We start from the raw sequence: 13,198 nt of genomic DNA on the forward strand, positions 1-13,198 counted from the left end.
GGTCGCCCGGGTGGTGTGGGGGTACGCGTGACGGGGGGTGTGCGTGACGAACTGGACACGGGGTGGTCGCCGGTCCTGGCACACCCCCGGGGGTGAGCCTGGACCGGCAACGGTGATCCCAGCTGATCGTCGGCCGGCCCGGGTCAGCCGCGCAGGGCCGGGAACTGGTCGTCGCGCCACTCGCCGGGGTGGGCGTCGCCGCCGGCCAGCTCCTCCTCCCGGCCGCGCAGCTCGACCCGGCGGATCTTGCCCGAGATGGTCTTCGGCAGCTCCGCGAACTCCAGCCGGCGCACCCGCTGGAACGGGGCCAGGTGCTCCCGGGCGTAGCGGAGGATGTCGAAGGCCGTCTGCTCGCTCGGCTCGTGCCCGGGTGCGAGCGCGACGTAGGCCTTGGGTACGGCCAGGCGCACCGGGTCCGGCGCGGGGACGACGGCGGCCTCGGCGACCGCCGGGTGCTCGATCAGCACCGACTCCAGCTCGAACGGGCTGATCTTGTAGTCGGAGGCCTTGAACACGTCGTCGGTGCGCCCGACGTAGGTGATGTACCCGTCCGCGTCCCGGGAGGCGATGTCGCCGGTGTGGTAGTACCCGCCGGCCATCGCCTCCGCGTTGCGCTCCGGGTCGTCCCGGTACCCGGTCATGAGCGGCAGCGGCCGCTCGGCCAGGTCCAGGCAGATCTCGCCCTCGCCCGGCCCCTCGACGAGGGTGCCGGTGAGCGGGTCGACGAGCACCACGGGGACGCCGGGCAGCGGGCGGCCCATCGACCCGGGCCGCACCTGCGACCCGGGGGTGTTCCCGACCTGGGCGGTGGTCTCGGTCTGCCCGTAGCCGTCGCGGACGGTGAGCCCCCAGGCCCGGCGCACCTGCTCGATCACCTCGGGGTTGAGCGGCTCCCCGGCCCCGATCACCTCGCGCAGCGCACCGGGCCCGCCGGACAGGTCGGCGTTGACCAGCATCCGCCACACCGTGGGCGGCGCGCAGAACGACGTCACCCCGTGCTCGCGGATGCGGTCGAGCAGCACGGCGGGGTCCAGCCGGGTGTAGGCGTACTGGAAGACCGTGGCCTCGGCGATCCAGGGGGCGAAGAAGCAGGACCAGGCGTGCTTGGCCCATCCGGGCGAGGAGACGTTGAGGTGCACGTCGCCGGGCTGCAGCCCCAGCCAGTACGCCGTCGTCAGGTGGCCGACGGGGTAGGAGACCTGGGTGTGCTCGACCAGCTTGGGCCGCGACGTCGTCCCGGAGGTGAAGTAGAGCAGCAGCGGGTCGTCCGGTGCGGTGCCCGGGTGCGGCGCGGGGCCGGCCTCGAGGGCGTAGCCCTCGTGCAGGTCGGCCCAGCCCTCGACCGGCCCGACGCTGATCCGGTCGTAGTCGCCGGGCACGTCGGCGAACTTCGCCGTGTCGGCGGGGTTGCAGACGACGTACCCGGCGCCGCCGCGGGCGACCCGGTCGGTGAGGTCGGCCGGGCCCAGCGCGGTCGTGGTCGGCAGGATCACCGCGCCGAGCTTCACGACCGCCAGCATCGACTCCCACAGCTCGACCTGGTTGCCGAGCATGAGCAGCACCCGGTCGCCGCGGCCGACGCCCCGGCCGGCCAGCCACGCGGCCAGCCGGTCGGAGCGCCGGCACATCTCGGCGTAGGTGCGGGTGGTGGTGCCGCCGTCCTCGTCGACGAGCACGAGGGCCGGCCGGTCGCTGTCCCGGCCGACGGCGTCGACCCAGTCGACGGCCCAGTTGAAGGTCGTCCCCAGGTCGGGCCAGCGGAACCCGGTCACCGCCCGTCCGTGCTGCCCGCGCAGGGCGAGCAGCTGGTCGCGGGCGGCACGGTAGGCGTCTGTGGCGGTGGTCACGGACCGAGAGCCTCCCGGGTCGCGGCCCGGTCCGCACCCCGTCCGCGCGCGAGGACGGCGAGCCCGACCAGCAGGGATGCGGTGACGAGGACCAGGCCGGGCCAGGGCGAGGTGGCGCCGTGGTGGTGGTGGGTGCCGGCGGCCATCGGCGCGTGCACGGCGAGCATCCCGAGGTCCACGGCGACGGTCACCCCCCACACCGACCGGGTCGGTGCCCGCCACAGGTGCCAGGCGCACGGCAGGCAGGCCAGCGCCATCGCGGCCATGGCCAGCGAGGCCAGCGACGCGGCGTCCACGGCGACGACGTGCGCGACCGCCGAGCCCAGCGCCAGCACCGCCGCGACCCGGCCGGTGGCCCGCGCGGCCACCGGCCCGGTCGCGACCCCCGCGGGGAGGGCGGCGCTGGTCATCCCTCGTGCGAGGAGCAGTGGGACGACGCCGACGGCGGCACCCCGAGGGCCGGGTTGCGGTCGAAGAAGCCGACCGGCTTGAGGGTGAAGCCGGTGTAGTCGGTCGGCATGACCGGCCAGTCCTCCGGGCGCGGGAAGTGGGTGAGCCCGAAGGTGTGCCACACGACGACGTCGGTGTCCTCGATCGGGGCGTCGTCGGCCACGAAGGCCGGCAGCCCGCCCGAGCCGGGGTGCTGGTTGACGAAGTCACCGGCCGCGTAGCGCTCCGTGGGGTCGTACGCGGTGACCCACAGGCTCTTGGTGGAGAAGGTCGCCCGCTGGTGGATCGAGGACCCCGGGTCGGCGAGCAGCAGCGGTGCGTTCTGCGGGTGCAGGGCGTAGCCGACCGGCTGGCCGAGCCGGTTGGTCTTCGACGGGTTGACCACGTGCCAGGTCCGCCCCACGGTCGCGTCGGCCACGCGGGCGGCCTCGGACTCCCGGGTGAGCGGGGTGCTGCTGCGGCGGAAGGAGTTCCCGTAGGGGTTCTGCGGGCCCATGGGCTCCCGGACGGCCTCCACCTCGTGCACGGTGTTGCCGATCCCGTCGACGGCCATGTCCAGCCGCGCGGAGAACAGGTGCTGGTGGAACGGCGCGCCGAGGCCGGGGGCGATCTCGGTGGCGTAGGGGTGCTCGTCGCCCCGGTAGGCCGAGGTGAAGACGATGCCGGTCGCCTTGGACTCCAGCTCGATGGTGCCGTCGAGGTAGAGGTACCAGTAGAAGCCGTAGTCGTAGTTGCCGATCGTGGTGAAGAAGCTGATCACCAGCCGGCGGGAGCGGCGCGTCTCGGCCATGCCGTTGAACAGGTCGGTGTGCTTCCACCCCACGCCGTAGTCCTCCTCGTGGAGGCAGATGGCGTTGCGGATGCCGCGCGGGTTGCCGTCCTCGTCGGCGATGGTGGCGTCGAAGTAGTGGATCTCGCCGAGGCAGTCGCAGCCCAGCTCGAGGGAGTTGGTGTAGCGGGCGAAGAGGTACTCGCCGGTGTCGAAGTAGTTCTGCCAGAACCGCACCGGCGAGGGGTCGGCGTAGGGGACGACCATCTCGGAGATCGAGGCCCGGTAGACGACCGAGCGGCCGTCGACGGAGACCTGGTGCAGGGTGAGGCCCTCGCGCATGTCGAAGCCGACCCGCACCTCCCAGCCGGCCCAGCGGACGACGTCGTCCTCCACCGTGAAGGTCGGCCCCTCGGGCTGGGTGATCTCCAGGGGCTTGAGGTCGCGGACCGGGTGCGGGTGGGTGGCCTGGTCGAGGTCGGCCCGCTCGGCGGGCACCGGCAGGTCGTAGTGGTCGTGGACCGCGGTCACCACGCCGCGGGTGATGTCGACGTAGGCCACGACGCCGTCCACCGGGTGCGCCCAGGGGAGGTCGGCCTCGTCGGCCTGGTGGAAGCCGAGCACGCGGACCACCCGGTGCCCGAACTCCTCCGGGAAGTAGGAGCCGGCCGACAGCGGCACGGCCCGCACGGTCGCGACGTCCAGCCCGCGCTTGGCCATCGCGGCGACCCAGCGCTCGTCGACGGCCAGGATCGGCTCGATCGCCTCGAACTCGGCGTCCAGGATCGGCACCTGCCCGTCGGCGACGCCGTCGATGGCGGCGACGCGGACCACCTCCCGGCCGGTGACCGAGACGGTGAGGTCCTTGCCCTGGCCGGTGGCCTGGTCGAGCAGGAGCACCCGCAGCCGCCGCTCGACCGGGTCGCCGGGCGACCAGGCCAGCACGTCGGCCTTGTGCGGCTCCTCCAGGCCGACGTAGACGAACTTGGTCCGCTCGCCGACCAGGCCGGCGGCGGTGACGACCTCGCGGGCGGTGTCGATCTCCGCGGCCGTCATGCGCGCCAGCGGGTGGGTGACGGTGGTGGTGGGCTCGGTGAGGGTCACGGTTCTCCCTGGGGTCGGAGGTGGTGGATCAGATCTGCGGGGCGGAGTCGGCGGGGGTGGCGGCGGCGAGGTCCCGCGCCGCCTGCGGTCGGGCGGCGGCCAGCGGCCAGCCGGCGGCGAGGGCGACGGCGAGGAGGACCCCGGCACCGACGCCCAGCGCCGTGGAGCCGCCCATGAGCAGCGGCAGGTTCTCGACGAGCAGCACGAGGATCGCGGCCAGCCCGAGCAGGCCGAGGGCGGGCGCGACGAGGGTCTGCCACGGGCGGCGGTCCCGGCCGGTGCGGCGGAAGAAGACGAGGACCGCCAGGCAGGCCAGCAGCATGAGCAGCACGATGCCGACGCTGGCGATGCCGGCCAGCCAGGTGAAGACCTCGAGCACCGGGTCCAGGCCGGCGATCGCGCAGACCGCCATGAGCAGCCCGCCGGCGGCCGACGTCAGCAGGGAGGCGACGTGCGGCGAGGCGTGCCGGGAGTGGCTGCGGCCGCAGACGCCGGGCAGCACGCCGGTGTTGCCGAGGGAGAACACGTACCGGGCGAGCACGTTGTGGAAGGCCAGGATCGCGGCGAACAGGCTGGTCACGAAGAGGACGGTCATGACGTCGGCCGCGACCGTGCCGACGTACTGCTGCGCGGTGGCCACGACGATGCCACCCGGGTCCGCGGCCGCCTCCTCGACGATCCGGCTGTCGCCCCATGCGCTCACGATGGCCCATGCGGAGACGGTGTAGAAGACCCCGATGATGGCCAGCGCCGCGTAGGTCGCGCGGGGGATGGTGCGGTCGGGGTCGCGGGCCTCGTCCCGGAAGATCGCGGTGGCCTCGAACCCGATGAACCCGGCGATGGCGAACATCAGCCCGATGCCCGGCGCGCCGGCGAGCACCTCGCCGGGGGTGAGGAACGCCGTCGAGAGCCCCTCCTCGCCGCCGCCGCGGCCGATCACCGCGGCGTCCAGGACCAGCACGATGCCGACCTCGGCGACCAGCAGGACGGCGAGCACCTTGCTGGAGAGCTCGATGTGCCGGTACCCGAGCACGCCGGTGACCGCCAGCGCGAGCGCGGTCCACAGCCACCAGGGCAGCGCGGGCCCGCCCCACCCGGCCACCAGGTCGCCGAGCAGGAACCCGATGTAGCCGTAGACGGCGCCCTGCACGGTCACGTAGCTGATCAGCGCGACCAGCGCGCTGCCCAGGCCCGGCGCGCGGCCGAGCCCGGTGCCCACGTAGGAGTAGAACGCCCCGGCGTTGGGGACGTGGCGGGTCATGGCGGTGAACCCGACCGCGAAGAACATGAGGACGACGGCGGCGACGACGTACATCGCCGGGTAACCCGGCCCGTTGCCGGCCGCGATGCCGATGGGCACCGAGCCGGCCACGACGGTCAGCGGTGCGGCGGCGGCGACCACCATGAAGACGATCGCGGCCGGGCCGAGGGCGCCGCGGAGCCGGTGGGCTCCCGGCGCGCTGGGGGCTTCGGTCGCGGTCGGTGGCGGGTCGGAGACGGCCATGGGACCTCCCGGGAACGGCGGCGCGGGGCCGCCGGGGACGTGGGTGGGGCCACCCTGGTCGCCGCGCCGACCGGCCCGGTCACCTGCCCGTAACATCTCGGAAACATCCGCGTAACCCCGAATGAGAGCTGGCTCACCCTTTTCTCATTCGACCGTCGCCCCTCCGACACGTCCCCCTGCGGGTCGTCGCAGTGGCTACGCTCGCCGACCATCGGGCAGGCGGGCGGCAGGAGGGCCATGGGGCAGCGCACCGTTCCCACCCGGCTGCCCACCCGGTCCCCGGTGGCCGGGCTGCGCCGCCGCGGGCTGAGCTTCCCCGAGGTGCTGGCCCAGTCGGTCTCGGCGCTGGCGCCCTCGGCGGCCATCGTGGTGGTGCCCTCGATCGTGCTGGTGGAGTCGGGGGCGGCCACGCTGCCGGCGTTCGTCGTGGCCACGCTGCTGGTGCTGCTCGTCGGCTGGTGCCTCACCCAGTTCGGCCGGCGGATGGCCGCGGTCGGCGGGACCTACAGCTACACCGCCAAGGGGCTGGGCCCGGTGGGCGCGCTGGTCGGCGGCTGGGCGCTGCTGGTCGGCTACGCCGCGGTGGGGATGTCGGCCCTCACCGGCGCGGCGGTCTACACCGCCGGGCTGCTGGGGCTGCGCCCCTCGCCGGGGGTCGTCGCCGTCCTGGCCGCGGGGCTGGGGGTCCTGGCCACGCTGTGCACCGTCCGCGGCATCCAGCTCTCCGCCCGGGTGGCCCTCGCCCTCGAGGTGCTCTCCATCGGGGTGGTCCTGGCCGTGCTGGGCGTGCTGCTGCTCGGCGGGCAGGGCGGGCCGGGGACCGCGGCGCCGGTGGTCGACGCGCCGGTGACCTGGGGCGGGGTCGCGGTGGCGGTCGTGCTCGGGGTCACCGGGTTCATGGGCTTCGAGAGCGCCGCCATCCTCGGCGTGGAGGCCCGCCGCCCGCTGGTCGCCGTCCCGCGCGCGGTGCTGTGGACCCCCGCGGTCGCGGGGCTGCTGTTCGTCGCCGCGACCGCCGCCCAGGTGGTGCTGCTGCGGGCCGCGCCGCTGGACGTGCTCACCAGCCCGGTGCCGGTGGCCGAGCTCGCCGACCGCGAGGGGCTCGCGCTGCTGCGCCGCGTCCTCGACCTCGGCATCGCCGCCTCGTTCCTGGCCTGCGTGACCGGGTCGACCAACGCGCTGGGCCGGGTGCTGTTCTCCATGGGCCGCGAGGGGGTCCTGCCCGCGGCGCTCGGCCGCACCCACGCCCGGTTCGAGACGCCGCACGTGGCGCTGGCCGTCGCCCTGCCGGCCGTGGTCGGGGTGCCGGTGGTGGCCCTGCTGGCCGGCGGTGGTCCGCGGGCGGTGCTCACCGCCTCGCTCACCGTCTCGGCCTTCGGCTACGTCGTGGCCTACGTGCTGGCCTGCCTGGCCATGCCGCTGTTCCTGCGCCGCATCGGCGAGCTCACCGGGCCGGCGGCGGTCGGCGGCCTGGTGGCCGGCGGCGGCGGGCTGGTCGTCCTGGTGGGCGCGATGGCCGGCATCACCGTGGCCGGGGACCGCGCGGTGGTCGTCGTCTTCCTCGCCGCCATGCTGCCGGGGCTGGGCTGGACGGCGTGGCTGCGGCTGCGCGACCCGGCGCGGCTGCGGCCGGTCGGCGTCTACGACACCGCGACGGCCAGCAGCGTGCTGCCGGGCAGCGTCCCGGCCGGGCGACGGCGGTGAGCCCGGTCGACCGGGGGATCACCGGGCGGCAGCCCAAGGCCGTGCAGAGCGCGCTGGCCGTCCTCGAGGCGGTGGCGCGGGCCGGTGCCGGTGTCACCGCCAAGGAGGTCTCCGAGGACCTCGGCCTGCCGCCGGCCACCACCTACCGCCTGCTCAACCTGCTGGTGGGGGAGGAGTACCTGGTGCGCCTGCCCGACCTGCACGGGTTCGCGCTCGGCCGCAAGGTGGCCGGGTTGGCGGGGTGGACCAGGCCCGCGCAGGTGCCGACGGCGGCCCGGGAGGTGGTCGCCGACCTGCGCGGCCGGGTCCGGCACGCCGTCCACCTCGTCGTGTACTCCGGGCCGGTGCTGCGCTGCGTGGACGTCGACCCCGACCACCCGATGCGGTCGGTCGAGGCCGTGGAGCGGCACCTGCACGCCTCGGCGGTCGGCAAGCTGCTCCTGGCCGAGCAGCCGGACTGGCGCGAGGTGGTCCACCCCCGCCGGATGCACGCGCTGACCCCGCGCACCGTCACCCGCCCGGCGGACCTCGACGCCGAGCTGCGCGCGGTCCGCACGACCGGGCTGGCGGCCCAGGCCGGGCAGCTGCACGAGGGCGTGTCGTGCGCCGCGGTCGCGGTGCGCTCGCCGTCCGACGTGCTCGTCGGCGCCCTGGCGGTGTCCGTCGCGGGAGAGGACGCCGCGCTGGCCGCAGCCCGCGCCGAGGGCGCCCGGGAGCACGCCCGGCAGCTCGGTCCGCTGCTCGGCTGAGCCGGATCAGGGCCCGCGCCGGTCAGGCCCCGCGCGCCTCCTGCGCGCGGTGCACCGCCCGGCGCACCAGCGGCCGCGGGGCGAACCGGACGGCGCCGGCCATGGCCCGGTTCAGCCCGCCGGTCACCGCCACGGGCCGGCCGGCCAGCATCGCCGCGTACCCCTCCCGGGCCACGTCCGCCGCCGAGGGCAGCCGCCGGCCGGCCACCAGCCGGGAGGTCCCCATCGCGGCGGCCGCCTGGAACCCCGACGCGGTGGGGCCCGGGCACAGCGCCGTCACCGTGACGCCGGTGCCCCGCGTCTCCTCGGCCAGGGCCTCGCTGAACGACAAGACGTAGGCCTTCGTGGCGTAGTAGACGGCCATGAGGGGGCCGGGGGCGAAGGCGGCCGTGGACGCGACGTTGAGGACCCGCCCCTGGCGGCGGGCGAGCATGCCGGGCAGGTGGCGGTGGGTGAGCTCGGTGAGGGCCCGGACGTTGAGGTCCACCATGCCCAGCTGCCGCCCCAGGTCGCTGCGCTCGAACGGCCCGAAGTCGCCGTACCCGGCGTTGTTCACCAGCACGTCGACCTCCGGCGCGGCCGCCACGACCCGCCCCGGCGCGCCGGGCTCGGCCAGGTCGAGGGCGACGACCTCCGCCCCGCCCAGCTCGGCGGCGAGCTGCTCGAGGCGGTCGCGGCTGCGGGCGACGAGGGTGAGGCGGTGACCGTCGGCGGCGAGCAGCCGGGCCAGCTCGAGGCCGATCCCGCCGCTGGCCCCGGTGACGAGGGCGTGCACGGTCGGATCCTGCCACCGGCCTCGCGGGGAGCCGCGGTCAGCGCCCGCCCTCGGTGGGGACGATGCGCAGGTCCCGGCGCCTGCGGGGGCCGGTGGGGCCCTCCCCGCGCAGGTGCAGGCAGAGCACGACGACGTCGTCCTGCACCTGACGGCCGCCGGTGAGCTCGGCCATGACCGCGTCCCGCCAGAGCACGGGGTCGGTACCCTCCAGGCCCTCGACGACCTCGGCGAGGCGCTCCAGCCCCGCGTCGAGGTCGGAGTCCCGGCGCTCGACCAGCCCGTCGGAGTACCAGACCAGCATGGCGCCGGCCGGCGCGGTGAGCTCGGCCTCGGTCCGGGGCAGGTCGAGGACGCCGAGCGGCAGCGAGCGGCCGTCGGGGAGGAACGCGGCCCGGCCGTCGGCGACCAGGAGCGGGGGCGGGTGGCCGGCGCAGGCGTACCGGAGCCGGCAGGTGATCGGGTCGTACTCGCCGTACCCGATGGTGGCGAAGGCCGCGCCCGGGATGTCGGCGGCGGCCCGGTCCAGCGCGTCGAGCACCCGTCGCGGCCCGCCGCCGCGGCCCCCGGCGATCACCCGCAGCGCGGCGTGCAGCCGGCCCATCGCCGCCGCCGCGGGCAGGTCGTGGCCGACGACGTCCCCGACGACGAACCCCACGCGGCCCGGGCCGACGGGGAAGACGTCGTACCAGTCGCCGCCGATGTCGTGCTCCTCGTCGGCCGGGCGGTAGCTCCCGGCGACGTCGACCCCGTGCAACGCCGCGGGCAGCACCGGGAGGAAGGCGCGCTGCAGCTGGTGGGCGGCCTCGTGCTCCTGCTCGTAGAGGCGGGCGCGCAGCAGTGCCTGGGCCATGAGGCCGGCGAGGGTCTCGGCCTGGGCGGCCACCTCGGGGTCCCGGGCGGCCGGGGAGTCGAACGCGAACGCCAGGGCGCCGACCGTCACGTCGCCGATGCGTGCCGGTACCGCCAGCGAGCTGGTCCCGTCGTCCCCGGTCACCAGCGGGGCCCCGGCCCGGCAGGCCCGCGCGACCGGTTCGGCCGACGTGACCGGCACGTCGCGGGCGGACCCCGTCGAGCCGTCGGGCGAGGCCGTCCACGTGCGCAGCCGGCTCCCGTCGGGGGAGAGGACGCCGACGGCGCCGGAGTCGGCCACCGTGCCGATGCCGTGGCGGACCAGGACGCCCGCGATCGCCTCCGAGGTCGCGGCGGTGGCCAGCCCGGCGGTGACCTCCTGCAGCGACTCCACCCGGCGGCGCACCGCCGACTCCTGCGCGGACTCCGAGCGCGCGCGCTGCCGTTCGTCGATCTCGACCGCCAGGAGCCAGGCGCTCAGGACGGCGACGGCCAGGAACAGCTGCAGGGCGGCGCTCTCCAGGTTCGGCGACCGGGCCAGCTCGGACCACGGCCCCCGCCCGGCCGCGGTCACCACGTTGGCCGTCACGGTCACCGCCAGGCCCGCCAGCGACACCATGGCGACGCCGCACCGCGAGGCGACGGCCACCAGCAGCGCCAGCGAGAGGTAGGCGAGCGGGACGGTGACCGGCCAGAACGCCAGCACGGTGACGCCGGTGGTGACCAGCACGAGGGCGGCGCGGACGGCGAGGTCGCGGACCGTCCGGCCGCCGGCCTGCCAGGTCAGCACCGTCCCGGCCACGGTGAGGACGCCGAGGCCGTCGCCGGCCCAGAACGGGAGGAAGGAGTCCCACCAACCCCGCCCGAAGGCGAGGGCGTTCGTGGTCGCGCCGATCAGCGCACCGACGAAGGGGCCGGCCAGGACCCCGCAGCCGATGAACGCGGCGAGGTCGCGCCGGCGGCCGAGGTCGGGGCGGCCGCCGGTCACGCGGAGCAGCAGCGTCGCCCCGACCAGCGGCTCGACGGTGTTGGCCAGGACGAACCCGGGCACCGAGCGGGCCGGCAGCCCGAAGGCGAGGTCCACGCAGACCTCCACGGCCGCCACCGTGGCGAGGACCCACGGCCAGACGGCCGGGCGGGTCAGCACCAGCGTCGCGAACGTGACGCCTGCGGGCGGGAAGAGCACCGCCCCGAGGCTCGAGGCCTCGAACAGGGCGAAGGAGAGCACCGCGCCCGCGGCGTACCCGAGCGCGACGGCGGCGAGCAGGCGCGGGAGGGAACCGGTCCCCGGTCCGGAGCGGCGGTCCGGCTGCGTCATGCACGGCTCCGCGGCTCGGCCTCGGGAGAGGGCACCGGATGCTGGCGCGCCCCATCCTGCCGTTCCGCGGGGACGGCGTCACCGCTGTCCCGAGCGGACCTCCCGGTGCCGGTGGAGGCCGCGGGGGGACGGCCCCGGGTCCCACTCGGGGGACCGGGTCCGGCAGCCCGCGCCTGGACAGTCAGTTCCGCGCACGTGCTCGAGAAGTCGCAGCCTGCGAGCCGGCTGCGCCTTTCGTCACCGTCGGCCGTCGTGGGCCTCCTGCCTCGTCTCCCTTCCGGGAGGTGCCCGCCGAAGCGGGCGGCCGGTCGGGGGTGCGCCCCTCACCGGTCGCGGACGAGCTCGTCGGACGGTGCGCGGCTGGGCTGAGGCCGGGGTCGATGGTCCCGGCCGGACGGGACGGGTGACCGCTGGCAACGGATGGGCCGACGGTCAGGCTGGAACTCAGCGGGGAGCATCGAGATCGCGGGGCGATGCGATCGGATGCGGGCTGATGAGCACGGACGCCGGGTCGGGGTGGGACAGGTCCGAGCAGCTGACGAGGTGCCTCGATGACCGCTGGACAGCTGAGCATCGTGGCCACCGTGCTCGGTGTCGTCGCCGTGATCCTGTTCGTCCTCGGACGGTCGACCCTCGGCGTGGTGTTCATCCTGCTGTCGGGCGGAGCGTGGGCGCTGACGCATACGGCAGGGGTCCCAGCGGACAGGGCAGAGGTCCCAGCGGACGCGACGACAGGCCTTGGTCCCACGGAGTCGCTCGCAGTCCTCGCGCACCCGCGTTCGCGTCGGGAGGCGACCCCGGATCACCGCACCCGGCGCACAGCCGTGGCCGACCGGTCCGTGGACGGCTGCCGTGACCGCGGAGAACCCGGAGCCGCTTCGGGCGGACCGGATCTCGAACTCGTGGTGCTCACCCGGATCGTGGATCGAGGTGGAGAGGCATGGCCGGTGGGGGCTCGCGTCAGCTTCCCCTCGCGGAGCTGCCCGTGGGGTTCGAGCGCTTCCACCGACGCTCGTTCGTGAACTACCAGCTCAACCGGGCGCACGCGCTGGGCTTCGCGGACGCCGACGACCTGCGCCGGGCGGCCGCGGAGGTCCGGTTCCCGACCGACTGCGCGCCGGTGTTCGACGCCCTGTCGGCACAGGCGGCGCGCGCCGGCCGTCCGTGGCAGGCCGCGGGCTACCTTCGGCTGGCGGAGTTCTTCACGTCCGGCCGCTCGCCGGACAAGCTGCCCCGGTACCGGCGCTACCGGGACCTGTTCGACGCGGCCCTCGCCGGGACGGTAATCGTGCGCCACGAGGTCCCCTGCGCCGGAGCGACGTTGCCCGCGTACCGGTACCCCGCACGCGGCGCGCGCCCCACCGGGGCGGTGCTGGTCCACGGGGGCTTCGACTCGCTGATCGAGGAGTTCTTCGCCGTCTGGCAGCGCATCGCCGAAGCCGGCCGGGACGTGATCGCCTTCGACGGACCCGGGCAGGGCGGCGCCCGTCGCCTCGGCGGTCTGACCTTCGACCACGACTGGGAGCGCCCGGTCGGCGCCGTGCTCGACCACTTCGCGTTCGACTCGGCGTCACTGGTCGGGATCTCGATGGGCGGCTACTGGGCGCTCCGGGCCGCGGGCCACGAGCCACGCATCGACCGGGTCGTGTCATGGCCTCCGGTGTACGACTGGCTGCACCGAATCCCGCGGACGGTGCGGCCGGCGGCGCGCGCGATGCTCGCACGACGCGGGTTCATGCGGTGGAGCATCCGTGCTCGCGCCCGGATGGTGCCGACGCTGCGCCTCGTGGTCGACCAGGCGCTGTACGACCTCGGCAGCGACGACCCGCTCGACGTCATGGACTGGTTCCTCGCGATGAACGCCGCGCACCTCGGCAGCGGGCGCGTCACCCAGGACGTGCTGTTGATGCACGGCGAGCACGACGCCTTCCAGCCGCCGGTGCTGCCCCACGCACAAGCCGCGGCGCTGACCTCCGCGCGCTCGGTGACCGTGCGCACCTTCACCGCCGCGGAGCACGCCGATCAGCACTGCCAGATGGGCAATCTCGACCTGGCGTGCCGGGTCCTCACCCGGTGGCTGACGACGACCGAGCCGGGACGAGACGAACGGGCGTGACCTTCCGCAGCGC

Annotated in this window: 9 protein-coding genes; 3 read left to right on the forward strand and 6 right to left on the reverse strand. The window is 75.4% G+C overall.

Annotated features, from left to right (window positions below):
- Positions 1-143 precede the first annotated feature (143 nt).
- The 4 genes from ACI8AC_RS21985 to ACI8AC_RS22000 are packed head-to-tail and all read right to left on the reverse strand — an operon-like array spanning position 144 to position 5,674.
- The gene (locus ACI8AC_RS21985; protein ID WP_456899976.1) at positions 144-1,847 is read right to left on the reverse strand and encodes an AMP-binding protein; all 1,704 of its coding nucleotides are present in this window, start codon (positions 1,845-1,847) and stop codon (positions 144-146) included.
- Positions 1,844-2,257 carry a hypothetical protein gene (locus tag ACI8AC_RS21990; RefSeq protein ID WP_456899977.1) on the reverse strand — a complete coding sequence of 138 codons (414 nt, stop codon included), beginning with the start codon at positions 2,255-2,257 and terminating at the stop codon, positions 1,844-1,846. The genes ACI8AC_RS21985 and ACI8AC_RS21990 overlap by 4 nt, the downstream gene beginning before the upstream one ends.
- The gene (locus ACI8AC_RS21995; protein WP_456899978.1) at positions 2,254-4,170 is read right to left on the reverse strand and encodes a primary-amine oxidase; all 1,917 of its coding nucleotides are present in this window, start codon (positions 4,168-4,170) and stop codon (positions 2,254-2,256) included. Before ACI8AC_RS21995 ends, ACI8AC_RS21990 begins: the two co-directional genes overlap by 4 nt.
- Before the next feature lie 28 nt (positions 4,171-4,198).
- Positions 4,199-5,674, reverse strand: coding sequence for an APC family permease (locus tag ACI8AC_RS22000; protein ID WP_456899979.1), 1,476 nt, complete (start codon positions 5,672-5,674; stop codon positions 4,199-4,201).
- A gap of 237 nt (positions 5,675-5,911) precedes the next feature.
- Between ACI8AC_RS22000 and ACI8AC_RS22005 the strand changes: the two genes are divergently transcribed.
- Positions 5,912-7,378, forward strand: a complete 1,467-nt coding sequence (locus ACI8AC_RS22005) for an APC family permease (protein ID WP_456899980.1) — start codon at positions 5,912-5,914, stop codon at positions 7,376-7,378.
- Positions 7,375-8,127, forward strand: coding sequence for an IclR family transcriptional regulator (locus ACI8AC_RS22010; RefSeq protein WP_456899981.1), 753 nt, complete (start codon positions 7,375-7,377; stop codon positions 8,125-8,127). The genes ACI8AC_RS22005 and ACI8AC_RS22010 overlap by 4 nt, the downstream gene beginning before the upstream one ends.
- A 22-nt stretch (positions 8,128-8,149) precedes the next feature.
- Here ACI8AC_RS22010 and ACI8AC_RS22015 read toward each other — a convergent pair whose 3' ends face one another.
- A complete protein-coding gene (locus tag ACI8AC_RS22015) occupies positions 8,150-8,902 on the reverse strand; it encodes an SDR family NAD(P)-dependent oxidoreductase (RefSeq protein ID WP_456899982.1) in 753 nt (250 codons plus the stop codon).
- 37 nt (positions 8,903-8,939) lie between these two features.
- Positions 8,940-11,069: a SpoIIE family protein phosphatase gene (locus tag ACI8AC_RS22020; RefSeq protein ID WP_456899983.1), complete on the reverse strand. Its 2,130-nt coding sequence runs from the start codon at positions 11,067-11,069 to the stop codon at positions 8,940-8,942.
- Between the two features lie 985 nt (positions 11,070-12,054).
- Between ACI8AC_RS22020 and ACI8AC_RS22025 the strand changes: the two genes are divergently transcribed.
- Positions 12,055-13,185, forward strand: a complete 1,131-nt coding sequence (locus tag ACI8AC_RS22025) for an alpha/beta hydrolase family protein (protein ID WP_456899984.1) — start codon at positions 12,055-12,057, stop codon at positions 13,183-13,185.
- Positions 13,186-13,198: the final 13 nt, after the last annotated feature.

The organism is Geodermatophilus sp. SYSU D00758 (genome assembly GCF_054049955.1).

What these genes read in the sequence shown, in the direction of transcription:
- ACI8AC_RS21990 (WP_456899977.1), bottom strand. Translation starts at nt 2,257, where the DNA reads ATGACCAGCGCCGCCCTCCCCGCGGGGGTCGCGACCGGGCCGGTGGCC.
- ACI8AC_RS22000 (WP_456899979.1), bottom strand. Translation starts at nt 5,674, where the DNA reads ATGGCCGTCTCCGACCCGCCACCGACCGCGACCGAAGCCCCCAGCGCG.
- ACI8AC_RS22005 (WP_456899980.1), top strand. Translation starts at nt 5,912, where the DNA reads ATGGGGCAGCGCACCGTTCCCACCCGGCTGCCCACCCGGTCCCCGGTG.
- ACI8AC_RS22020 (WP_456899983.1), bottom strand. Translation starts at nt 11,069, where the DNA reads ATGACGCAGCCGGACCGCCGCTCCGGACCGGGGACCGGTTCCCTCCCG.